The following is a 21,994-nucleotide window of genomic DNA, read 5'->3' on the forward strand; positions in this document are numbered from 1 at the left end:
CTGTGAATTACAAAAGATGTCCGGAAGGGGCGTAATGGCAAGGTTTTTGACGACCTTGATGGCTGTCTGGCTGTTTTTTGCGCCGCAGCCGGCGCAGGCTTGTGTTTTCTGCGCCTGTGTTCCCGCCGCGAACAATATGCCGAAAACGACGGATCTGGTGCATACCGAGCATGCCGATTTGCGTGAGCTGATTACCCGCGAATTTCGAGATCATAGACTGTGGCTTTTGGATGTTGTCTTCCTTGAATATCTGTTACCGGCGATGATGCGGATGACGGAACAGCTGACGGCTGTGGCCATGCATCAGGTTCTGGCTGTCGGCATGTTCCTCGATGCCAAGCAGCAACTGGAAGCGGAAAGGCTGTTTCAGCAAAAAGTGGCTGAAGCCCACAAAGACTATCAGTCTAGTTTCGATATGTGTGTAATTGGAACGAACATGGGCTCCTTGGCGCATACGGAGCGGCGGGCGGAGCTGACGGCTCATGTTTTAAGTCAGCGATCACAGGACCGGCAAATGGGGGCGGCAAACAGCAATGCCTCCGAAGGCGTTAAAGAGGATATTGAGGGGCGCTATGAGCAGTTTTTAACACGTTATTGCCATTCCAAGGATAACGACGAAAACTTCATCGAAATATGTCCGGTCAGTGCGCCAGAAAAAACAAGGAACAAGGATGTCAGCTACGGCCAGACGGTAGACAGTGTATGGACTCTGGATATTGATTTTTCAGATAATGTGTTAACCGATGATGAGCAAGACATTTTTGCGTTGGCCAGTAATCTTTATGCAAGCCGTGTGCCCACCCGTTTCCCGGAAGTAGCCCTTCAGGATCCGGATAAACAGCAATTCTTGCTTGATATGCGTTCCGTTATCGCCAAGCGCAGTGTTGCCGAGCATGCTTTTAACTCTATCGTGGGGATGAAAGCCATAGGACATCTTGATTCCAAGGATGTTGTGGGTGAATACATGGTTCGTGCGCTGGAGCAGTTTGACATTGCGCGTCCCGAAGCGATCGAGATATTAGGGCATGATGCGGGCGGCAATGTCCGGCCCAGCTATTACGCCCAGATGGAAGTATTAACCCGGAAGATATATCAGGAACCGGATTTCTATACCAACCTGTATGACACGCCGACCAACATTGACCGGAAATATGCCGCTATGCAGGCGATAGGGTTGATGCAGGACTTCGATACGCTCCAGAGCTACCTGCGGACTGAATCCATGTTATCGGTTCTGGTCGAGGTCGAACTGTCTAAACTGCAGGAAAAAGTACAAAATACAATCGGTGAATCTAACAACGCCGGCAAACGGGAGTAACGGAACTATATGAAACGGAACAAAACCACATTCCAATCCGGCTTTCAAAAGACCGCTCTGGTCTTTGCTGTGCTGGTTTTTGTCGTGGTTGTGATACCGGCTTCTACGGCTTGGGCTTGTTGTGGCTGCATTGATGCGGCGCATGAGGCAACAAGGGGAACGCCGCCGGGCGCCCGCGGGGCGTCTGGTCCCAGGGGACCAGCGGTCGGCGCTGCGAATTCCATTAGTAAACAGCACGAAAAAACACGTCACCATGTGACCAAGGAATTTCAGAAGCATCAGATATGGCTGATGGATGATTTCTTTAGAGAGTATGTTTTGATTGCCTTGATGCGCATGACAGAACAAATGACTGCGGTGGCTATGCACCAGATGCTGGCTGTGGGTATGTTTCTGGATGCCAAGCATCAACTGGAAACCCAGTTGATTTTTCAGGATTTGGTTTCTCAGGCACACAAGGATTACCACTCCAGCATGGGGATGTGCGTTATTGGCACCAATGTCCGGTCGATCGCGGCGGCTGACCGCAACGCGGAGCTGACGACTCATGTCTTGAGCCAGCGGGCGCTGGATCGCCATTTGGGGAACGCTGATGTGGGCGCAGCCGTTGGCCCCATTCAGGATCGTAAAGGCCGTCTGGAGCAGTTCATAGCCCATTATTGTGATGTCAAAGATGACGATGGTGGCCTGTTAAGGCTTTGTACGGCCAGCGCTCCGGCGAAGTCCGTTAATAAGGATGTGAACTATGCTCGCACGGTCGGATATCCCCGCACCCTCGAAATTGATTTTTCAGATAATGTACTGACCGATGATGAGCGTGATGTTTTCGCACTGGGTAGCAATCTGTACGGTCACGATGTTTTTAGCCGCATAAGCCGGGATGCCTTGGGGGTATACGAAAACCAGCCTGTTTATATGGATGTGCGGGCGATTACGGCCAAGCGCAGTGTTGCGGAAAACTCATTTAATGCCATCGTCGGGATGAAAGCGCGTGGAACGCTAGGGTCTGAAGACACAGCCCAGTACATGTATGAAATCATGGAACAACTGCAAGGCATTACAGCGGGCGAAGCGGAAGTGATGATCGGAAAACGGCCCAGCTATTATGCCCAGATAGAACTGCTGGCCCAAAAACTGTATCAGGATCCCGAGTTTTACACGAATCTGTACGACAAGCCGACAAACGTCCTGCGTAAGGATGTCTCGATGCAGGCCATTAACCTGATGCTGGACCGCGATCTTTATAACAGCGAACTGCGTTCCGAAGCGATGATGGCTGTCTTGCTCGAGATGGAACTGACCAAATATCAGGATACGATTAAAAACAGGATCGCCAATATCAGCGACCGCAATAAAGAAAATTGATGGGTAATAAAGGGATGAGCAGCAATACGCAACAGACAATAAGACAGCGGATCAGGAGAAAACTATGCTCCTGGCTGGCCGTTGCTGTTTTATTGACGGCGTGGCTTGTGCCGACGGATTCGTTTGCCTGTTGCCTTATCTGTCCGGATTGTACGTGTGTTGCGATTCCTCATGACATTTTGCGAACGACCGTTATCTCGCCCGAACACGGGACAACCCGCCTGCACTTTGATATTGAAATGCTGAGGCATCAAGAATGGCTGGACGATGTTTTGCTGGAACAACATATCCTGCCGGCGATGATGCGGATGACCGAGCAGTTAACGGCGGTCGGCATGCACCAGATTCTGGGCATAGGCATGCTGTTGGATGCCAAACACCAGCTGGAAACCCAGTTGATTTTTCAGGATTTGGTGACACAGGCTCATAAGGATTATCACCCCAGTATGGGCATGTGTAAGTTCGGAACCAATGTCCGCTCGCTCGCGGCGGCTGACCGCAATGCCGATTTGACGGCCTTTGCCCTGAGCCAGAGATCGCAGGACCGTCAATCCGGGAACGTGAACGTGAACGCGGGGGTCGGCCCCAAGGAAGACCGTGAAGGGCGTCTGGAGCAGTTCAAAGAGTATTTTTGTGACGTGAATGATAATAACCGGTTGGGGGCGGATACCGGATTTACGCTGATTTGCAACCCGGCGCCGGGCGCCGCGACAATCAACCGCGATATTGATTTTACCCGCTTTATTGCCCAGACGAGAACGCTGGATATGGATTTGTCCGATGGGACGCTGACCGAGGACGAGCGCGCTGTTTTCGCCTTGGCCAGCAATCTGTACAGCCACGATGTGTTCCCGCGTCTGAGCAAAAATGTCCTGACCGTTTATGAAACGCAGCAAAGATATCTGGATTTGCGCTCTGTTATGGCCAAGCGCAGCGTGGTGGAAAATTCATTTAATGCCATTGCCGCCATGAAAACTTCCGGCACGGATATATCAGAGGATACCGCTGAGTTTATGCAGGTTATTCTGATTGACCTGGGGATGAGTCCGGCGGAGGCCAAAGAAATTTTGGGTAAACGGCCAAGCTATCTGGCCCAGCTTGAGATATTGGCTAAGAAAATTTATCAAAGCCCGGATTTTTACGTCAATCTGTACGACAAGCCGGTGAATGTCCGGCGAAAAATCGTGGCGATGCAGGCTATCGGCTTGATGCTTGACCGCGATATCTATAACAGTTATGTCCGCAGCGAAGCGCTTATGTCTGTGCTTCTTGAATTGCGGCTAATCAAAAAACAGGAAGCTGTTCAAAACCTTATGAAGAAAATGAAACCGGAGGAGTCGGCGCGATGATGATATCCTCTAAACCCGTTGTTTTCTGTATGCTGGCTTTGCTGGGCGTCTTTGTGGTTTTCACGCCGGCACAGGCGGCGGAGACCTACAAACAAAGATTATCCGATCTGAAAGAGCTGTCAGAACAAATGACGGCAACCGTCAATGCCACGGACAAGGCAATGCGCGCCTTGGGCGGGGCGCCGGATGCCGGCATCATCCGGGACATCAAAAAGGATCTGCAGGGCGTCCGCAATACGCGCGGCAGTCTGAGCCGGATGGATGTCCACTATGATAAATTTTGTGATGAACCCGATCCGGAAGCGGCCTTGGGCGAAGCCATACAAAAAATGGCGGAAGGAAGCGGCCCGTTGAAGGAGCATGTGCGTTTGCTCTCGTCTCACACGGCCTTGTTGCAGAAAAAAGCCATGGAAACCGGGAAAACGGCGGTCGAGAAAGCGCCGCGCAGCAAGAGAACAGCCGAAAAACAAAAAGAATTGAACGAGATGGTTATGACGTTGGGCCAGCAGAATAATGCTATACGCGCGGCGGTGATTGGCGTGTCCGCCGGCTATATGCAGGGCCGGGACGGAGAGATAAATTGTCTGGTTCGCGACAAAATTTCAGAGGATTTACAGCCGTATATTGACGAAGTTATAAAAAGACGGGAGGCACGCCAATGATTTCCCGGCATAAATCAGGACAAAGAAAACAATGGTTGTCGGTATCAAAGATGGCAAGAATCGCCGTTTTGACATTGGGGCTGCTTTGTCTTTTGGGATCGCAGCCGGCGAAGGCTTTGCCGGGCGGTATAGGCGTGGCGCTGGTTGATGCGGGCCACTATAACCATGTTCTTCATCTGTTAAAGGAGAACTATATCAAAGCCCTGATGCGGATGACCGAACAGTTTACGGCAGTCATGATGCATCAAACGCTGGCGGTCGGTATGTTCTTTGATGCCAAGCATCAGCTGGAAACAGAGCGGCTGTTCCAGCAACTAGTGGCAGAGGCCCATAAAGATTATCATTCCGACATTCAGATGTGCCGTTTCGGAACGAATATGCGCTCGCTGGCAGCGTCTGAGCGCCGGAGCGAAACGAATGCGTTTATCCTTAACCGGGCGCTGGAAGACCGCGAATTCATGACTCGTAACTCGGTGGGGATGGCCGGGGAAGCGCTTGACCTGAATATGCGTCTTGAGAAATTCAAAACGACCTACTGCGATATCAAAGACGACCATGAACAACTCGACTTGTTGTGCGGTGGTTCCAGCGGTCCGGAGGAACGGGTTAACAAGGATGTCGATTTCACACGAACTCTGGACAATACATATACGCTCAAGTTTGATCTGACCGATGCGGCGGTCACGCCGGACGAAGAAGATATTATGGCTCTGTCTTATAATTTGTTCTCTCATCGCGGGTTTGATCCTTTTGCGCGCGAGCTTCTGAAGAAGGAAGAAACCAAGGATGAGCTTATGGATACGCGCTCCGTCCATGCCATTCGAAGCGTAGCCCGGAACAGTTTCGCCCATCAGGTCGGCATGCGGGCGGAAGGCGATCCGGAAGTCAAAGACTTCATCAAAAAGATCATGGAAGAACTCGGCGTGCCTTTGGCGCAAATAGATCCGATCTTGGGTGAAAATCCCAGCTATTACGCCCAGATGGAGATGCTGACCAAGAAAATGTATCAAAACCCTAATTTCTATACCAACTTGTATACCACGCCGGCCAATGTGAAGCGTATCGGGGCATCAATCAAGGCGCTGAAGATGATGCAAGACCGTGATCGCTTTGAATCGTCGCTGCGCCGCGAAATGATGATTTCCCTTATGCTGGAACTGAAATTGCGCGAGTTGCAGCAAGACGTAAACAACGAAATGTTCCGCGGTCTGGCGCGTGATATCGCCGACGATTAACCCTTTATTCCCGATCTGGCATTCCTTTTGCATAGAGATATTCAGGAAAAGAAATTGACCTGTTAACCGTGCAAAAGGAATAGACATGGCTTTAAGCGGTCTGGATTCAGCTTTGTCGGGTCTGCGTGTGGCCCAGCAACAGCTTAGCGTGATATCAACCAACATCTCGAATGTCGGGACGGATGGCTATACCCGGAAAATTTTACCGCAATCGACGATTGCTGTTGGCGGGGAAGCGCTGGGCGTGCGCGGCGATGCGATCATTCGTAACGTTGATCTTAATCTGGAGCGCGATTTCTGGACGCAGGTCAGCACAGTCAGCAATCTGGATACAAAGGCCACATACCTGAACCGGATCCAGGAATTCCACGGCGCTCCGGATCTGGAAATCTCGATCGCTGCAGAAATTGCCGAGCTTAGGGATAAATTTTCCGCACTGGCCGATAGCCCGGAGGATCATTACCTGCAGCGCTCCGTGGTGGATCAGGGCGTTGTCATCGCCAACAAGATCAATGATTTTGCCGGTCTTCTGACGGAAATGCGCAACGATGCGCAGGATGATATCGATTTATCCGTCCAGAATGTAAATAATCTCCTGTCCCAGATTGCCGAACTCAACAAACAGATTAAATCCAACATCAATATCGGGAAAACGTCGGCCGCGCTGGAAGACCAGCGGGACGAATTGATCCGGCAGCTATCCGAAGAAATTGAAATCAGCTTTTTCGTGCGCGGTGACGGTGTCTTGGTCGTGCAGACCGGGCAGGGCGTGCAACTGGCCGATGAACGGGCGGAAACGCTGTATTTTCAAAACAGCAATATCGGCCCGCAAAGCTATTACCCGGCGTCGGCTTATGGTCTGTATGTCGGTGATCCGGCGACCCCGACGGCGATCGAGATTACAGAAACCGGACTGAACGGTCATCTGGGCGCTTTGTTTGAATTGCGTGACGAGATTTTACCTGAACAAATGGCCATGCTCGATGAGCTGGCGCATAAAATGGCCCTGCGGTTCGACGCGCAGGGATTGCAGTTGTTTACCGATGCATCGGGACAAATTCCAGCAGACACGGCCCCCGTTCCCGATCCGCCCGGTCCGTTAACTCCCGTTGATTATGTCGGATTTTCAACCGAGATTCAGGTCAACAGCCAGATTCTGGCCGACAGTACGTTGGTCCAGACTGGCACCGCCGCCAACGATTTGCCTGTCCAAAGCGGATCAAACGAAGTCGTGCGCCGCGTCGTGGAATATGTATTCGGCGAGGTCGAATATCAGGAAGCCGTCGGGACGGTCGATGTGCGCGCCAACGGCAGCGGCGCGGTCACCATGCAGGAATGGCTGGGCCTGTATTCGGAAAACCAGATCACCGGCACGACGAATCTCTCGTCCTATACGGATGTGAACGCTTTGCTGGCCGCCGGTGGCGATGTCTTTGCCGTGCCGCCGCCCTCTATCCCGCCATGGACGGACGAGTTCCAGATTATCTTTGAAGAGCCGCGTCTGGGGCTGGGGCCGGAAACGATTACGATCAACCTGAACGATGCGGCGGCCATACCGCTGGGGCCGGGCGTGAATGACGCGCTGGACCAGATTATTGCCGAAATCAATAACGAGATCGCCGCCTTGCCGGTCGACCCCGGATTCGCGGCGGTCGCCAGCCGCAGCCCTTACGGCCAGTTGATTATCGAAACGCGCGGGAATGTGACGCTGGATGCATCGTCGACAGTCACCAGCATGGGGCAGGACGGCCTTGATTTTCTGGGCCTGACCGAAGGAACTTACCAGACCGTCGATCCCTATTTCGATGTACAGGTGGGCAATGCGCCCCCGGTGCGCGTGACGATCGAGCCGGGCGATACCGAAACAGAATTGCTCGACAAGCTGGAATATGATGTAGGAACCCAGACCGGCGTTCCGGGGCTTTATGTCGATATGGACGTGGCGACCGGCGTTTTGACGCTGCGCCCCGGTAATGATGACAGCAATGCCGGGCCGGTTTTCGGCGGTGATATCAAAATCATCGGCGGGCCGTTTGTGTCGGACGGCACAGGCGGCAGCGGCGTGGCCCTGAATGCCACGGTTCTGGAATCGCTGTTCGGCAGCAACAATCCGATCACGGATGTGCTCTATGGCGCCAGCGCGCCGTTTCGTTCGGCAAATCTGGGGCCGGGGGTAAACATAGATACCGGCACGATCAGCTCGTCGACCCTGATCGACTACTCCCAGAAACTGGTGAACCGGCAGGCCGAAGAAATCCTGATTACCGAGGCGCGGATGACGGATGAAAAAACATTCCAGGATCTTTTACAGGGCCGTCTTCTGGACGAATCCGGCGTGAATATCGAGGAAGAGCTGGCCAATTTGATTGTCGTGCAGACGGCATTCGCTGCTTCGGCCCGGACAATCACGGCAATCGACGAAATGTTTCGGGAATTGCTGAACGCGGTTTAGATGAAAAAATGAATATAAGGATTTAAGTTATGGCATCCATTTCAACGACAAGACAATCTCTGGACCAGATCGAACGGCTGAAAATCATGCAAACGCAGCTGGCGACGTTGCAATACCAGATATCATCCGGGAAAAAGACACGGCTGTTCAAGGGCCTGGAAAACGATGTTTTGTCTTCCGAACGGGCGCGGGCAGATTATAAATCACTCGATACCTATATTAACAATATCACGGTAGCCGACCGACGCATAAAGCTGATGGGCAATACACTGGAAAGCGCCCAGCAACAGGCGACCAACGTGCTGAACGCGCTGGAAATCCAGACCCAGCAAGGTGAGATCGAGCTGGATACGATCAACGATCTGGCAACGAATGTGCAGAAATTCCTCTACACGCTTTATAACCAGAAAGACGGTGACCGTTATTTGTTTGGCGGCGCAGAAACGCAGGCCCAGCCGATCAGCGACACCGGCTCTCTGGATACATATCAGGTAACCCGGATTAGTGACTGGCTGGCGACGACGATTGACAGCGATCAACTGGTCGACAGCTATCGGGACACGGCGCAGCTAAACGACACGGTTGTCGGTTATTCCGCGGAATTAAGCAGCGGCAATGTCCGCAATGTCTTTGTCCGCGTCGATGAAAGCGCCGAACTGGATTACACGGTTTTAGCCAATAGCGACGGTTTCCGCGATATCATGGTTGCCGTCAGCATGATTAAAAACCTGACCGGAACGCTGGAAGAAGTCACAAGGGAAGCCGATGATCCGGCCACGCTGGTAACGGCGCCGGGCGCCGACCAGAGCGAGCAAAACACCAATTTCTATCAGGTTTTCAATGATCTGGCCCGTATGTTGAGCGATGCGATTGATAATCTTGATCTCGACCGGTTTAACCTGAGCCAGACACAGGCACAAATGACCCAGATCATGCAAAATCATGAGATCGAGCAAAATTTGCAACTCGATGTGATTAGTCAGGCGGAAGATATCGACCTGAACGAGACAGCTGTCAATCTGAACATGTTACAACTGCAACTGGAAGCATCATACCGGGTCACGGCATCCGTCAGCCAGCTTAGCCTGGTCAATTATATATAGAATAAAGCTAGAGCGGCGCGGATTCGCTTATCACCAGAACCAGCGGCCCGCTGGGCGCATTGGGATAAAGGCTGCCAACCGGGCGGGCACCGGCCTGTCCGAAAGCTGTCAGGGCTTTCTGCACGGCATCAACAAAATCACCGTTGATTTCCATGTTTTCAGGCAGGTAATAATCGCGCGGCGCGTTCCAGATAATCTGCGCGCCGACAATGTTCGACCAGTTGGTCAGAATCTGGCGCAAGCTGGCATCCTTTGTCGCTTGCCATGTGTAATCGGACGCCGACGGCACCGGAGCAGGCATATCCTGTTGCGGCGCAACGTAATCCTGTGCCGGCATGGTGACGTCCATAGGCTCGTAAATGTCGGCTTCATTCATATTGATTTCAGCAACACTCATCATTGATTCTGTCCGCAGCGGCGCGGCATCGTCAGCCTGCGGCGCGATGACTTCCGGCTCTGTATAGGGAACCGGTGTGTCCAGTAAGGGCTGCGGCGCGGCAGAAGCTGCGGATGCTTTCATCGGCAGAGCCGGTTTTTTGCGGCGCGGCGGATTTTCGGGCGGGGCATTCCGGGGGTCGGCCTGCAGGGCGGGATGCGCCATGGCCATGGGCTGAACCGGCTGGGCCATCGGCACCGGTTGCTGAGCGGTCTGCGGCAGGGCTGCCGGATAGGCCTGCGGCTTCTTCGGACCGATAACAACGGTCTGGTCGATGACGTCCACGTCCAGATTATAAGGCGCAACAGCTTCGGCCAGGACAACATCCCAAGGCTGCCCGCCGTTCCAGTTAACCCGGACAGCCTGATTGATTTGCGGCGCAAAGGAATAGGCATAGTTGTCGGGAACAATCTGGCGCATAGCCAAAATCAGGGGCATATCATTGCCGAAACCGACAACCACATCCTTTGTAGACGCGGACGCAGGCATCGCATCCTCCATCGGCGCGGGCATGATCGGCTCCATCGAAACCGGTGCTACAGGCGCGATTTGCGGGCTTTGCTGCAGGGGGACGGGGGCAATCATAATATGTTCGATGTCGGGCGCGCCATCGTCAAGAGGCGCTTCCATAACCGGCTCCGGCGGTAGCGGTACTAAAGCTTGGGCTGCCGGGGGCTGACCGCGATGATCGGCCGGTTTCCATTCAAATCCGGCCTGAGCGGCTTGCGGCGCGATGAAGGCCAACACGGAAAATGTGACAAGGGCATACCGGGAAACCGCTGCTGCGCCGATACGGTGAGAGAAAAAAGCCGATTGTTTTGTATTCAGTGTCATTCCCGAAGCCTCTGTGGAGCAGAGCGTTAATATCTGCCGTGTGTTTCGCATGGGTTGCCAGTTAATTTCAATGAACTAGCCGGTAAAATAAAGATATTACGTGCAAATGACAAGTGGCAAGGCAGATAAATCACCAGAGAATTAACCGAAATCATTCATTCTGTGCCGGCGATAGGCTACAAGCCCGGGACGTTTATGCCCCAGAAGCCATACACGCAGGGATCGAATCGCCGAAGGGAACGTCAATCCTTTGCGTTCGAGTATATAAAAGACAACGGTCGATATGAAGGTCACAAAGAGAGTGATAGGCCGCGCATAAACCAGAAGAACAAACCAGGGAATAACGGCGCGGGCATCAAGTGCAAAAAAACGGGCAGGCCGCATGCTGTTCCGCCAGTGCCAGTGGGTCTGTTCTTCAGCGGTTTCTCTTTCTGCTGCTGTTGCCATGAAATGTATCCTGTTGCCTGTTTCTTACTCAATCTACCAAGTTTTAGGATGGCGAACAAAGATAAAAAAACGTTTAAAATGCGCCGTTTAATATTCCGATCCGGAAGCAAGCAGAAGATACCAGCGCCGTTCGATAACATCATCCTCGAAAGCCAGCCGGGCTGATTCTGCCATGGTTTGGCCGTATTGGGGGATGATTCTCTGGATGTGGGCGGGCCATTCACGGAAATCCATATCGAGAAGTTTTTCCCGCACCTCGTCCGTAAACAGCATATATTCGCGGATACCCATCCGTCCCCCGGCCTTTTTAGGAACCAGCGCCTGTGTGACGACCAGACGCAGGGTTTCCATCAGGGCATAGGCCCGCTCGGAGCGCTCATTAGGCTCGAACGCTGAAACCATCCGTTGCACGGTTGCCGATACGCCCGTTGTGTGGGTCGTCGTGTAGACGGCGTGGCCTGTCTGCGCGGCCTCGATCGCCGCCGATATCGTTTCGCGGTCACGGGCTTCCCCGACCAGAATAATTTCCGGTTTCCGGCGCAGGGCGTTGCGCACGCCATGAGCAAAATCCGGCAGGTGCCGCGGGATTTCAGTCTGGGCCACCAGCGAACGGGGACTTTTAATCATGTCATAAACATATTCGATCGGCGCTTCATAGGTCAGCATTTTGCCGCACCCGTGAGGCCGTTCCAGAAGCATCCGGTTGCCCGCCGCCAGCAGCGTCGTTTTCCCGGAACCCGTCGGTCCCGTAATGACCACCATACCCTGACGGGGCGCCCAGTTATCCTTGATGACCTGTTCGATGTTCAAATCGTCCATGGTCGGCGGTTCGTTGGGCAAAACCCGCATGGTGATCTGCGCGGCATCCCGCCCGCGGGAAAGAATGGCTGTGATGTTGACCCGGAAGCGAATCCGCGTATAGCGGTCGGGCCGAATTTCATAGGACAGGTCCAGATCATGCCCCCCGGCCAGCCGCGCCAGAGCTTCGGGGCCGTATATGCGGTGGAGGAAAACAGCCATGTCGGCGGAATCCAGTGGCCGGAACGTGCCGGGATAAAGCACGCCGTCGATTTCGCTGTAAGCCGGCCGGTCGGACTGGAAGGTGATATCCGAGGCGTTTTGTTTTACGGCCCATAAAATATAATTGTCGACATGCTCTTCCCGGAAGCGCCCCGGTTCATCCGGCCAGGTGCGCCCCTTGGTATCCTTGGCTTTGATAAGGGTTATCGGTTTGCGGGCTGCCATGTATCCGAACCTGACATGAGTGAAGGCATACCTGTGATTTGAACCGCTCTGTCCCCGACACGCATCTGAGTGCCGCCGCCCGTGACGCCCCGGTCCGTCTGCAGGGTATAAGGCGGAGAAACCATTCCCTGCGCCAGCAAAACACGATAACGAACCATGCCCTGATAATCGGTGGCCAGCTGGTTCAAATCCTGTTCAAAGATCTGGTCGGCTTGGGTGACGCCTTCTTCCCAGCCCTGACGGATCCATTCGACCCAGCGCGCTCTTTCTTCTTCGTCATTCGGGCGTAGAATATCGGGCGGCGGGGCAACGGTTCCCCATGTCCGCTCCAGATAATTGCGCCAGGAACGGGCCGTGCTGACGATCCGGGCGTTTTTGTTAATGTTGTATATCCGGTCTGACACGGCGGCTTCCGAGCCGCTGGTGTTGATGAGCATAGCGTTGATTTCCTCGGAAATGACCGGCGGCTCGATCAGAAGGCCGGACGGCGCCGGGATCAAAAGCGTGCGGAAATCGTAAATCCGGTCCATATAGCTGGCTCGTTGATCCAACTGCTGGCGGATCATAAAGGTCTGCCATGCCAGCCCGCCACGCGCGCCGAAAGACAGGGCCGCTTCCTTCATGGCATCGTTCCGGATATCAAAGGGAAGCGCCGAGGCATCTTCATCCATAACGTCCATTTTCGGGATGTTTTCAAGTTCTTCCCGCTGTTGCGGCGGTGTTTGCTCCATGGACACAATATCGCTGCTGGCGCGGGCGGTTTGTGCCGCGAAAGTAATCGTCACGGCAAGCGACAAGAGAGCCAGAAGAGAGATATGTCCGGTAAACCTGAACATCGGGGACTATCCTCCTACGCCGGTATTCGGTGCGTAATGCAGTTCGACCGTTTTCCGGCTGGCATCCACCCGGACATCGGCCCGCATCCCCAGTTGAAGACCGATGCTGCGCAGGACATCTATAATCGGTTTGTTTTCGACATCAACACTGACGATGACGGCGACAGGCGGCGGGTTGCCCAGAACCTGGAACGTATAACCGGCGCGGTCAGACAGGGTTTTGGAAATCGGCTCAACCGGCCCTACCCAGTTAACGGTAATCGCCCGGCGCAACTCGACGGGTACGTCTTCCGCCGGCGGCGCGGAAATGCCGGGGGAACGGGCTTGCTCAACCGCGGCCAGCGTTTCCAGGGCGACGGAAGTTCTGTCGGCGGCCTCGGCCAGCATCATGGAAACCTTGTCCGGTGAGGCGACAAGCTGAGGCGGTTCAACTTTTTTCCACGGTGTACAGGCCGTCACAAAAACAACGGCTGAAACCAGAGACAAAAGTTGCATATAGCGTATCATCGTTACTCTATCCCAAAATTCTTCGATTACGTGGCATGCCTTTTATTGTAAAACCACCACCAAACCTATCTTGTCAAAAAGCGCAGGACAAGAGATCAATCGCATTATGGTGAAAATATCACCAGTTTATCCCGGCCTTGCATTCTATTCCAGCAAGCCATGCTGTTCCATCGAAGCGACGACCTTGCCCCGGTACGGTTTGCCATAGCGCGCCGTCCGCGAATGATAATGGGCGATTGCCTGCGACAAATCGCCGGTTTCATTCAGGTGCCGCCGTAAAATCCATGCGGAAACCCCGACATTGGTACAGGGATCATCACGCACCCAGCGATGAGCCGTATCAACGCTGACCCCCCATTCATCGGCCAGTTCGGGTAGCCACAATGTGTTGATTTGCATGGGGCCGAGGTCGTATGTACCGTTTTCGTTCGGGCCGACTTCCTGCCCGACCCGGCCGCCCTCGACCTGGTAAATCCCCAAAAGGACTGCCGGGGGGATGGAATATGTCTGTGATGCCAGCAGCAAACAGGCCGCAATGACTTTTCCCATTTATTCCGCCTCCTGATTGTCCGGGGCCGGTTTGGCGCCGGGCTTGAAGAATGACATAGGATTATAGGACGCATTGTCATCTGCCGGGGGTGATTCGGGCGCCGGCGGGGGAGGCGAAGAAACTTGTGCCGGAGCAGGCGGCGTTGCCTGAGCCGGAGCCGGAGGTGGTTCCACGGGGGCTTGCGGTGCCGGGGCTGCATTTGTCGTTGTCGCCGGGGTGCCGGACAGGCTCCCGGCCAGGACTTCCATCATTTTTGCCCGTGTTTCAAAGGCGCTCCAGACCGGATCCATAGACAATCCGCCGTCTTGTGAGGGGGCTGATTGCGCCCGCGCTTCGTTGCTCATGCCGGTCAGGCGATTCGTTTCGGCTTGGTGGCATTGTACGTACAAATCAACCAGCGCTCTTAACAGCCGCAATTCGATTTTTTTTGCATCTTGTTCCTGTAGCGGGATTGTCTCGCCGATCGTTTGGCGGAGGGCGGTCGCCCGCTTAACCAGACGCCTGGCGATATCCTGCACCAGCTTTTGCTCGGGCTGGCCAAAGGGAAAGGTTTCAACGACGTTCACCACGGGGGTCAGGGCGCAGATATACTGGATAGATATTTGATCGCCATCAGCCGGAGCGCTGCCGGCTTCGGTATTCGCTAGCCGCATGGTTATGTCGGCGCCGGGGGTGAAATTGTCGGCAAACAGCAACGTCGCTTCCAGCGTTTTGGCTAGGCTTTGCAGTTTGGCGTCGCTCGGAATCTTGCCGTTGATACTGTATTGGTGGGCAATCAGCGGCGCGGCCATCGCCGCCAGCGCCAGCCGCAGGGCATCGGCATTTTCCTCGTTGTCCTTCAGGTCCATCTTGGCCGCCAGATTGACGCTGAGCTCTACCGATTTTGTCAGGAGCGTTGCTATTTCCGCAGCTTCTTTCCGGGCGGCTTCCGGGCTGGCGACATCGTCGGAATCACCGGCAACCACGGACGTAACAGCCGAGGCCAACGGCCCCCCCAGCTTCTCCAGAAACTGCAGTAAAAATTCGGAAGTCTGGTTCATGATCTGCGCGCCGTGTTTGATTGAATGCTTTTTGTTTGAATCCGTTTCCTGTTTACAACATCTTTTGTTTTCTTAACAAGAGAAACCGAAAATCTAGGGCGCCGGTGACAGGTCGCCCATCATGGTGGCGATGTCGCTGGCCCGTCCCTCGATGATCTTGATCGTGCCGTCGGCGGCCCGGTAAACGCTGATCGGCGTCGCATTGAATTTCCATGACTGCATGATCGCCAGATTGCGCTGGACGCCCTGACGGCTGAGATTGCCGCTAACCGGCAGCGCATCCTCTACGCCGTCGAGATGCTGGAAAAACCGCTGTTGCGGGTTGGGCATGGCGAGCAAAAACGCAGCCTGAGCCTCGGTTTCCGGCTTAAATCCAACCGGGATAATCCGCATCTGGAGCAGGCCGTTATCAATATAATTGTGCCGCAAGTCCTGGATGAAGGCTTTGCAATGCGGGCATTGCGGGTCGATAAAGGTGTAAATGACGGGGGCATCTTCGCTCCCCAGCGGGATCCAGTTGCTGTTTTGAACATCGTCGAATAATTGCTCAGCCGGGGATTTGAAGGCTTTGTTGACCGGTTCCGTTGTGGCGGCGGCACTGGGAGAGACTGGTTTTTCTTCGGCCAGCAAGTCAAGGACAGCGCCCTCTTTTTCCTGCAGGGCATGCACCTGTTTCAAGGTTACCATCTGGCCGTTTTTATCAAAGAGAATCCCCATGACGAGGGCTTCACCGTTTTCGGTGACGTAGAAATATTGCTCCTCGCCGTTTTTAATGGCAATCCAGCCATCCAGCCCTTGTTCCCGCCCAAGATAGCGAAGCTGGGCGCCTTCGGAAGCCATGGTTTGTAAAACGGCGGGCATCGGCGGTGTCGTCTGGGCCATAACCGGGGGCGCTGTGCACAGGCCGGTAAACAGGATCGTTGTCGTCAAAATGGCGCAGCGTAAAAAAGTCATGTGTCAGGCTCCTTGAGTGATCGCGTGTCTTTATAAAAATAATATCAGAATTCCGGTGTAGCCGTATAGATGATGATTGGAAATTTCCCCGTTGGCGTAAAACCCGGTCAGGGGAATTTCGCCGATAATTTCCTTGATGACCTCCATATCGCCGGTGCTTTGCTTGCCGCTGCAACGGGCGGCGCAGGAAATGTAAAGGGCGCCCTGCGGGTTGAAAATACCGTTTTCATCGGTAATGCGCTTGCGCAAGGCCAGCAGGGTGCGGCTTAAACCCGCCCGCTGTGTCTCGATGTTCTGGTGAACGAAAACAAGGCGCTGGCTGGAGCGCACATCTTTGGCCACGGCAATCAGGCCGCTGTCCGGGTCGATCCCGTTGATGTTGCGCACCATGTAATCCTGCTGGTCCGATCCCGGCACCGGAAAGGCGATATGAACCTGCCCCTGAAATAAATCCTGTAAATCGCTTTCGCTGATCGCCTGTCCCGATTCGGCCCGGCTGGCGGCATAAAGGCGTAAATCTTCGGCAAAAACCTCAAACGGCGGGCGATCGTCCAGTGTTTCTATGATGCCTTCCCGGCCTCTGGTGACGGTGTGTTCGGGGCCGATCGGCACGCAGCCCTGCGCAATGGTGCTGGCAACCGGGATATCCTGACTGAAAATAACCCCTGATAATCCTTCGGTGAAAAGCTCGTCGGAAAAGTGCAAATGCTGGTTATGGGATGATGCAAAGCCGCCCGTAACAAAACCGTATGTTTCCTGTTCCAGCGTACTGAGCAGTTGTTCAGGGTCGTTTTCCGCATCGGGAGTGCCGTGGGTCAGGACCAGCATGGGAGTGTGCGTGCGTTTCCATTTCGTCAGGCTGTCACGCACGTCTTCCGTTTGCATGGTCACGGAAGAAAACAGGTGAAACTGATCGGGATCGAACCGGCCGACCATAACCGACAGGGCCGGGGTGTCGACGTAGTCCTGCCCGGTGGCGCAAAGGCCCATCCCGACAGAACCGACCCAGTGCTCGATCCCGGTAACGGACCGAAACAGGGTAACGATGCTGCCGGCATCTTCGGCAAGATGATCCGATATATACAGGATACCCAGATTATAGTGGTCTTTGTCCGCCGGAAGGCTTTCCAGCTGTTCGAGGACGGCGCGCGCGGTATCGCGCCAATCTGTGCCGGCGGCGGAAGCACTGGCGAATTTTTCAGATGTGTACAAACTCATGGCCAACACTATAACGCCGTTTACGATCTCTCACAAAACAATAAACCCGTGATTTCGACTTGCAATCTGTTAAACTGCTTCCAGATTATTTTTTCAAAGAAAGGAAAAGCAATATGAGTACGGGAACAATCATTTTGATTATCGTTGTGGCGGCGGCCGGTTTCATGGTGATGCTGTACAACCGGCTGGTGGGACTGCGTCAGACGCGCAACAACGCTTTTTCTGATATCGATGTCCAGCTCAAACAGCGCTATAACCTCGTGCCGCAACTGGTCGAAACGGTCAAGGGCTACGCCGGCCATGAAAAGGAAATCTTTGAGAAAGTCACCGAGGCCCGCGCGCAGGTAGGCCGCGCCAGCGGCAGCGGCGCTGAACGGGTGAAGGCCGAAGGCCTGCTGGGCGGCGCTATGATGAGCCTGCTGGCGGTCGCGGAAAACTATCCGGATCTGAAGGCCGATGCCAATTTCCGGCAGTTGATGAGCGAACTGTCCGATATCGAAAACAAGATTGCCGCGGCGCGCCGGTTCTTTAACAGCGCCACCGGTGAGTTTAACACCGCTGTCCAGCAATTCCCGGCGAATTTGCTGGCGAATATGTTCGGGTTCAAGGAAGAGCCGTTTTTTGAATTGGAAGACAATCTGGCCGAAGCCGTCCGCACCGCCCCGGAAGTTAAATTTTAGAGGGCAGCTATGGCCTTTGGCACCGTTGGTCTGAAAACCCATATCTGGAACAACAATGCGCGGTCGGTGATGTTGCTGGCCGCGTATCCGTTCGTGATCGCCGCGATGGTCTGGGCGGTAGGCGCGGCGTTCGGTTATATCTGGGAAGCGGGGGTGAGCGGCGATGCCCGCTCGTCCCGGATGGCGGTGGCGATGGGAAACGGCGTCGTTCTGGAATACTGGCCGCTGATTCTGACGGTTGTGGCGCTGTGGTTTATGGTGGCCTATTTCTTCCACACGCGAATGCTGCGCACTTTGTCGCACGCCCGTCCCGTTACGCGGATCGAAGAGCCGGAGCTTTATAATCTGGTTGAAAACCTTTGCATTTCCCAAGGCGTGCCAATGCCGAAACTGGAAATCATCGAAACCCGTGCCCGCAATGCCTTTGCCAGCGGCATTGATAACAAAAGCTATACCATCACGGTGACCCGCGGCTTGTTGCAATCTCTGGAAAAGGATGAGGTCGAAGGCGTTCTGGCGCATGAATTGACACATATTATAAACCGGGATGTTCGTTTGCTGATCGTTTCGATCATTTTTACCGGCATGATCGGCTTTATCGCCCAGCTCGCCTGGAGCAGCTTTCGCTATAACCTGTATTTGGGCGGCGGCCGCGGCGGGCGGCGCGATGGCCGGATCATGGTGATCGTTCTGGTTGTTATGGCGATTTTGTGGGTTGGCTATATCGCGACCGTATTCACCCGCTTTGCGCTCTCAAGGCGGCGGGAATACATGGCTGATGCCGGCGCGGTAGAGATGACCAAAAACCCCGATGCGATGATGCGGGCGCTGCTGCGGATCGCCAAACGGGACCGCATTCCCGAAACCACCGATGATGTGGCGCTGATGTGTACGGTCAACAGCAAGCCGTTTTTGGGGCTGTTTGCTACCCATCCGCCGATCGAACAGCGCGTGCAGATTATCTCTGAAGTTACCGGCACGCCGATCCCCGATATGCGCGCCGGCGAACGTACCGACGACGACCAGCGCTTCGTTACGCCGAACGAAGGAAAACCGAACCCGTGGCTGTCCCGGCGGAATAAAGGCGAATAATTTTGATCCATCCTTTGAATTGGGCGTATAATTGTACTATATAGGTATCCCAACAGGGTTTAATCTTAGTTTCTTGTGAGGAGAAAAACACAAAATGCAACCTGAACAGTTTCAAACGAAAACGCAAACCGGCACGCAGGCCCGGACCTATGACGTGGGGCTGCGCGCGCACATGCAAAGCGTTTACAACCGGATGACGGTGGGCGTTCTGATTACAGCGCTGACATCTTATTTTGTCGCGTCGACGCCGGCTTTGCTGCAGTTCTTCTTTAGCGGTCCGCAAATGTACGTTGTTATGTTCGCGCCGCTGGCGGTCTTGTGGTTCGGTTTTCGCCCGGAGCGCATGAACTCTAACCAGTTGCGCCTCGGATTTCTGGCGATCTGCGTCCTGTACGGGATCAGTTTTTCCACGATTTTTCTGGCTTTTACAAATGAGAGTATCGCGCGGGCCTTCTTTATCGCGGCAGGTATGTTCGCGGGGTTGTCGATCTTTGGTTACACGACCAAGAAAAACCTCGATGGCCTGATGACGTTTGCCGTCATGGGCGTTATGGGTGTCTTCTTTATGAGCATCGGCAATATATTCTTCCGCTCGGAAGGGCTGTTTGACCTGATCTCCGCGGTCGGGATCATCGCCTTTGCCGGGGTCACGGCGTGGCAGACGCAAGCGACCAAGGAAATGTACTCACCGGCCCATGGCGCGGAAGGCAATTCCCGTATGGCCTGGGCGGCGGCGCTGAACCTGTATATCAGCTTCATCGCGATGTTCCAGTACATCCTGCACTTCGTTGGCAACAACCGCTAGGCAGCTGGCAAAATAAAAGAACAAGGGACCGGGCGATCAACGTCCGGTCTTTTTTTACGCGGTTTTTTTGTTTTTTCTCTGGACACCGCCGGGGAAACTTCTTATTTTGCGCGAACCTTCCTTTTGGAAAGGGCCCGTAGCTCAGTTGGGAGAGCGCTACAATGGCATTGTAGAGGTCGTCAGTTCGATCCTGATCGGGTCCACCATTTACCCTTTAATACAGAATGATCTTTCGATCGGCGCGGTCAGCGGCGCGCCGTCCCCCGGATGGTTTCTTATCTTCCTGATAAAAACAGGCCACCGGAGAAACATGGTTGAATTTCCGTCGGGGCGGTCTATGATGGGCGGGCTTTTAGTCAATTAATTGTGGGGTTAAACGCGATGAGCGATACCGGAAAAGTCGAGCGGCCACTATCGCCGCACTTGCAGATTTATCGTCCGCAGATGAATACGATCACATCTGTTTTGCACCGGGTGACGGGGTATGGCCTTGTTATCGGTACGCTGATGGTGGTGTGGTTGCTGCTGGCCGCCGCTTACGGGCCGGAAGCCTATGATTTCTTTATGCGCTTTGCCGCCAGCCCCGTGGGCATGGTTCTCTGGTTCGGCTGGAGCGTCGCGCTGTTTTACCATTTGTGCAACGGTATCCGGCACTTGATCTGGGACACCGGGCGGTTGTTTGAAATGAAACATGCCTTCGCTGCGGGGTATGTGGTTTTGGCGGCAACGGCGCTCTTGACGGGGTTTGTCTGGTGCAACGTCCTGTTTGAATAAGGGGAAAGCGATTATGAGCGAAAAACGGCAAACACCGCTGAAAAAAGCAGAAGGTCTGGGCAGCGCCCATGACGGCGTTCATCACTGGTGGCATCAACGCCTCACGGCGCTGGCGGGGATTCCGCTGGTTTTATGGCTGGTCTGGGCTGTTGTGAACAATGTTGTCGGTGCTTCTTATGGCGATTTCACGGCATGGCTGTCCGCGCCGCATAACACGATTTTGATGATCCTGACGATTATTACGGTTTTCTACCACGCCGCGCTCGGCACACAAGTCATCGTCGAGGATTACTTCACCGGCTGGATGAAGTGGTGGGGGATCATGAAGACCAAATACTATTTCATCATCGCGGCGGTCATCTGCATCTTCGCAGTTCTCAAAATTTCTTTCGCGGGGTAGGGGATCATGGCGCTGGGCGGTTTAAAAATGGTCAGCAACGGCAGCGCCGCACAACAGCGCGCCCCGTCTCTTGATCCCGCTAAACACGTTGCTCAGGCCGCGCTGCATGTCTATCACGCGCTGGGCGGCGGCATGGACGTGGATATCTACAGGCAATGCATGGCCGAAGAGCTGAAGCAAGGCCTGATGGCCGTAGAGCAGGATGTGGCCCTGCCGCTGATCTACCGGGATTTGAAACTGGACCGCGCCGCCAGCGCCGATTTCATTGTCAGTGACAGCATTGTTGTTCTGATCCGCACAGGCGGCGATATGAAGGAACGGGAACTGGAATTGCGCTCGCTTTTACGCCTGTCGGGCAAGGAAGAGGGATACCTGTTCAATTTCCGCGTTCCCGATATCCGCAAAGGCATTTTGCATGCGCGGATCAAGGCACAGCCCGCCATGCAGGCTGATAACACGCAATAAATTTAAGGGAGGTTCTCATGCAAAAAACAATCAACGGTCTTTTTATCGTGGCAGCTCTTGGTTTTGGAACGGTTTCCGCTGTGGAGTTTTCCAAGATGGAAACAGCCGAGGTGGAAAATACGGCGGCAAAGATTTTTCATGGCGCTGCCGGGACGGTCACAGCGCTGGCGGCCTTGGGGTGTCTGGGCGGCGTGCGCCGGGAAAATCCAAAGCTGGACGTATAAACT

Annotated in this window: 23 protein-coding genes and 1 tRNA gene; 15 read left to right on the plus strand and 9 right to left on the minus strand. The window is 54.3% G+C overall.

Annotation, left to right across the window (positions count from 1 at the left end; genetic code table 11):
* The first annotated feature begins 34 nt into the window (after positions 1-34).
* The 7 genes from H6868_04205 (at position 35) to H6868_04235 (ending at position 9,484) form a co-directional block, all read left to right on the plus strand.
* Entirely contained in the window at positions 35-1,318 is a 1,284-nt protein-coding gene (locus H6868_04205; GenBank protein MCB9988523.1) for a hypothetical protein, read from the plus strand.
* 9 nt (positions 1,319-1,327) lie between these two features.
* Entirely contained in the window at positions 1,328-2,683 is a 1,356-nt protein-coding gene (locus H6868_04210; GenBank protein ID MCB9988524.1) for a hypothetical protein, read from the plus strand.
* A gap of 14 nt (positions 2,684-2,697) precedes the next feature.
* Positions 2,698-4,032 (plus strand): hypothetical protein, encoded by a 1,335-nt coding sequence (locus H6868_04215; GenBank protein ID MCB9988525.1) that lies wholly within the window; start codon positions 2,698-2,700, stop codon positions 4,030-4,032.
* Positions 4,029-4,694 carry a hypothetical protein gene (locus tag H6868_04220; GenBank protein MCB9988526.1) on the plus strand — a complete coding sequence of 222 codons (666 nt, stop codon included), beginning with the start codon at positions 4,029-4,031 and terminating at the stop codon, positions 4,692-4,694. The genes H6868_04215 and H6868_04220 overlap by 4 nt, the downstream gene beginning before the upstream one ends.
* Positions 4,695-4,744: 50 nt before the next feature.
* On the plus strand, positions 4,745-5,929 hold the full coding sequence (locus H6868_04225) for a hypothetical protein (GenBank protein MCB9988527.1): 1,185 nt from the start codon (positions 4,745-4,747) through the stop codon (positions 5,927-5,929).
* 85 nt (positions 5,930-6,014) lie between these two features.
* Positions 6,015-8,381 carry a flagellar hook-associated protein FlgK gene (gene flgK / locus H6868_04230; GenBank protein MCB9988528.1) on the plus strand — a complete coding sequence of 789 codons (2,367 nt, stop codon included), beginning with the start codon at positions 6,015-6,017 and terminating at the stop codon, positions 8,379-8,381.
* A gap of 29 nt (positions 8,382-8,410) precedes the next feature.
* Complete coding sequence (locus tag H6868_04235) at positions 8,411-9,484, plus strand: hypothetical protein (protein MCB9988529.1); 1,074 nt, start codon at positions 8,411-8,413, stop codon at positions 9,482-9,484.
* Between the two features lie 7 nt (positions 9,485-9,491).
* On the opposite strand, the gene H6868_04240 is transcribed toward H6868_04235, so the two are convergent.
* From H6868_04240 to H6868_04280, 9 genes are all read right to left on the minus strand, one after another.
* Positions 9,492-10,754 carry a TcpQ domain-containing protein gene (locus H6868_04240; protein MCB9988530.1) on the minus strand — a complete coding sequence of 421 codons (1,263 nt, stop codon included), beginning with the start codon at positions 10,752-10,754 and terminating at the stop codon, positions 9,492-9,494.
* Positions 10,755-10,895: 141 nt separating this feature from the next.
* On the minus strand, positions 10,896-11,201 hold the full coding sequence (locus H6868_04245; protein MCB9988531.1) for a type IV secretion protein IcmT: 306 nt from the start codon (positions 11,199-11,201) through the stop codon (positions 10,896-10,898).
* Between the two features lie 87 nt (positions 11,202-11,288).
* Positions 11,289-12,446: a Flp pilus assembly complex ATPase component TadA gene (gene tadA / locus H6868_04250; GenBank protein MCB9988532.1), complete on the minus strand. Its 1,158-nt coding sequence runs from the start codon at positions 12,444-12,446 to the stop codon at positions 11,289-11,291.
* The gene (locus H6868_04255; GenBank protein MCB9988533.1) at positions 12,425-13,177 is read right to left on the minus strand and encodes a type IV secretory system conjugative DNA transfer family protein; all 753 of its coding nucleotides are present in this window, start codon (positions 13,175-13,177) and stop codon (positions 12,425-12,427) included. Before H6868_04255 ends, tadA begins: the two co-directional genes overlap by 22 nt.
* Positions 13,178-13,288: 111 nt before the next feature.
* Positions 13,289-13,789 (minus strand): DotD/TraH family lipoprotein, encoded by a 501-nt coding sequence (locus tag H6868_04260; GenBank protein ID MCB9988534.1) that lies wholly within the window; start codon positions 13,787-13,789, stop codon positions 13,289-13,291.
* 144 nt (positions 13,790-13,933) lie between these two features.
* Entirely contained in the window at positions 13,934-14,338 is a 405-nt protein-coding gene (locus tag H6868_04265) for a lytic transglycosylase domain-containing protein (protein ID MCB9988535.1), read from the minus strand.
* On the minus strand, positions 14,339-15,379 hold the full coding sequence (locus tag H6868_04270) for a hypothetical protein (protein MCB9988536.1): 1,041 nt from the start codon (positions 15,377-15,379) through the stop codon (positions 14,339-14,341).
* Positions 15,380-15,472: 93 nt separating this feature from the next.
* Positions 15,473-16,333 (minus strand): thioredoxin domain-containing protein, encoded by an 861-nt coding sequence (locus tag H6868_04275; GenBank protein ID MCB9988537.1) that lies wholly within the window; start codon positions 16,331-16,333, stop codon positions 15,473-15,475.
* Positions 16,334-16,363: 30 nt separating this feature from the next.
* Positions 16,364-17,551: an FIST C-terminal domain-containing protein gene (locus H6868_04280; protein ID MCB9988538.1), complete on the minus strand. Its 1,188-nt coding sequence runs from the start codon at positions 17,549-17,551 to the stop codon at positions 16,364-16,366.
* A gap of 113 nt (positions 17,552-17,664) precedes the next feature.
* Here H6868_04280 and H6868_04285 point away from each other — a divergent pair, with 113 nt between their 5' ends.
* The 8 genes from H6868_04285 (at position 17,665) to H6868_04320 (ending at position 21,991) form a co-directional block, all read left to right on the plus strand.
* Positions 17,665-18,231, plus strand: coding sequence for a LemA family protein (locus H6868_04285; protein ID MCB9988539.1), 567 nt, complete (start codon positions 17,665-17,667; stop codon positions 18,229-18,231).
* Between the two features lie 9 nt (positions 18,232-18,240).
* Entirely contained in the window at positions 18,241-19,323 is a 1,083-nt protein-coding gene (locus tag H6868_04290) for a M48 family metallopeptidase (GenBank protein MCB9988540.1), read from the plus strand.
* A 94-nt stretch (positions 19,324-19,417) separates the two neighbouring features.
* Positions 19,418-20,128 (plus strand): Bax inhibitor-1/YccA family protein, encoded by a 711-nt coding sequence (locus H6868_04295; GenBank protein MCB9988541.1) that lies wholly within the window; start codon positions 19,418-19,420, stop codon positions 20,126-20,128.
* A gap of 130 nt (positions 20,129-20,258) precedes the next feature.
* Positions 20,259-20,334: transfer RNA gene (locus tag H6868_04300), tRNA-Ala, on the plus strand.
* Between the two features lie 175 nt (positions 20,335-20,509).
* Positions 20,510-20,902: a succinate dehydrogenase, cytochrome b556 subunit gene (sdhC, locus tag H6868_04305; GenBank protein MCB9988542.1), complete on the plus strand. Its 393-nt coding sequence runs from the start codon at positions 20,510-20,512 to the stop codon at positions 20,900-20,902.
* A gap of 13 nt (positions 20,903-20,915) precedes the next feature.
* Entirely contained in the window at positions 20,916-21,302 is a 387-nt protein-coding gene (gene sdhD / locus H6868_04310) for a succinate dehydrogenase, hydrophobic membrane anchor protein (GenBank protein ID MCB9988543.1), read from the plus strand.
* A gap of 6 nt (positions 21,303-21,308) precedes the next feature.
* Positions 21,309-21,767: a GxxExxY protein gene (locus tag H6868_04315; GenBank protein MCB9988544.1), complete on the plus strand. Its 459-nt coding sequence runs from the start codon at positions 21,309-21,311 to the stop codon at positions 21,765-21,767.
* A gap of 17 nt (positions 21,768-21,784) precedes the next feature.
* Positions 21,785-21,991 carry a hypothetical protein gene (locus tag H6868_04320; protein ID MCB9988545.1) on the plus strand — a complete coding sequence of 69 codons (207 nt, stop codon included), beginning with the start codon at positions 21,785-21,787 and terminating at the stop codon, positions 21,989-21,991.
* Positions 21,992-21,994 lie beyond the last annotated feature (3 nt).

This window comes from Rhodospirillales bacterium, assembly GCA_020638175.1.
GTDB lineage: Bacteria > Pseudomonadota > Alphaproteobacteria > Micavibrionales > Micavibrionaceae > JACKJA01.

What these genes read in the sequence shown, in the direction of transcription:
- H6868_04295 (MCB9988541.1), top strand. Translation starts at nt 19,418, where the DNA reads ATGCAACCTGAACAGTTTCAAACGAAAACGCAAACCGGCACGCAGGCC.
- H6868_04285 (MCB9988539.1), top strand. Translation starts at nt 17,665, where the DNA reads ATGAGTACGGGAACAATCATTTTGATTATCGTTGTGGCGGCGGCCGGT.
- H6868_04210 (MCB9988524.1), top strand. Translation starts at nt 1,328, where the DNA reads ATGAAACGGAACAAAACCACATTCCAATCCGGCTTTCAAAAGACCGCT.
- H6868_04225 (MCB9988527.1), top strand. Translation starts at nt 4,745, where the DNA reads ATGGCAAGAATCGCCGTTTTGACATTGGGGCTGCTTTGTCTTTTGGGA.
- sdhD (MCB9988543.1), top strand. Translation starts at nt 20,916, where the DNA reads ATGAGCGAAAAACGGCAAACACCGCTGAAAAAAGCAGAAGGTCTGGGC.
- H6868_04255 (MCB9988533.1), bottom strand. Translation starts at nt 13,177, where the DNA reads ATGGAGCAAACACCGCCGCAACAGCGGGAAGAACTTGAAAACATCCCG.
- flgK (MCB9988528.1), top strand. Translation starts at nt 6,015, where the DNA reads ATGGCTTTAAGCGGTCTGGATTCAGCTTTGTCGGGTCTGCGTGTGGCC.
- H6868_04260 (MCB9988534.1), bottom strand. Translation starts at nt 13,789, where the DNA reads ATGATACGCTATATGCAACTTTTGTCTCTGGTTTCAGCCGTTGTTTTT.
- sdhC (MCB9988542.1), top strand. Translation starts at nt 20,510, where the DNA reads ATGAGCGATACCGGAAAAGTCGAGCGGCCACTATCGCCGCACTTGCAG.
- H6868_04290 (MCB9988540.1), top strand. Translation starts at nt 18,241, where the DNA reads ATGGCCTTTGGCACCGTTGGTCTGAAAACCCATATCTGGAACAACAAT.
- H6868_04315 (MCB9988544.1), top strand. Translation starts at nt 21,309, where the DNA reads ATGGCGCTGGGCGGTTTAAAAATGGTCAGCAACGGCAGCGCCGCACAA.
- H6868_04240 (MCB9988530.1), bottom strand. Translation starts at nt 10,754, where the DNA reads ATGACACTGAATACAAAACAATCGGCTTTTTTCTCTCACCGTATCGGC.
- H6868_04245 (MCB9988531.1), bottom strand. Translation starts at nt 11,201, where the DNA reads ATGGCAACAGCAGCAGAAAGAGAAACCGCTGAAGAACAGACCCACTGG.
- tadA (MCB9988532.1), bottom strand. Translation starts at nt 12,446, where the DNA reads ATGGCAGCCCGCAAACCGATAACCCTTATCAAAGCCAAGGATACCAAG.
- H6868_04275 (MCB9988537.1), bottom strand. Translation starts at nt 16,333, where the DNA reads ATGACTTTTTTACGCTGCGCCATTTTGACGACAACGATCCTGTTTACC.
- H6868_04280 (MCB9988538.1), bottom strand. Translation starts at nt 17,551, where the DNA reads ATGAGTTTGTACACATCTGAAAAATTCGCCAGTGCTTCCGCCGCCGGC.
- H6868_04215 (MCB9988525.1), top strand. Translation starts at nt 2,698, where the DNA reads ATGAGCAGCAATACGCAACAGACAATAAGACAGCGGATCAGGAGAAAA.
- H6868_04270 (MCB9988536.1), bottom strand. Translation starts at nt 15,379, where the DNA reads ATGAACCAGACTTCCGAATTTTTACTGCAGTTTCTGGAGAAGCTGGGG.
- H6868_04220 (MCB9988526.1), top strand. Translation starts at nt 4,029, where the DNA reads ATGATGATATCCTCTAAACCCGTTGTTTTCTGTATGCTGGCTTTGCTG.
- H6868_04265 (MCB9988535.1), bottom strand. Translation starts at nt 14,338, where the DNA reads ATGGGAAAAGTCATTGCGGCCTGTTTGCTGCTGGCATCACAGACATAT.
- H6868_04205 (MCB9988523.1), top strand. Translation starts at nt 35, where the DNA reads ATGGCAAGGTTTTTGACGACCTTGATGGCTGTCTGGCTGTTTTTTGCG.
- H6868_04235 (MCB9988529.1), top strand. Translation starts at nt 8,411, where the DNA reads ATGGCATCCATTTCAACGACAAGACAATCTCTGGACCAGATCGAACGG.
- H6868_04320 (MCB9988545.1), top strand. Translation starts at nt 21,785, where the DNA reads ATGCAAAAAACAATCAACGGTCTTTTTATCGTGGCAGCTCTTGGTTTT.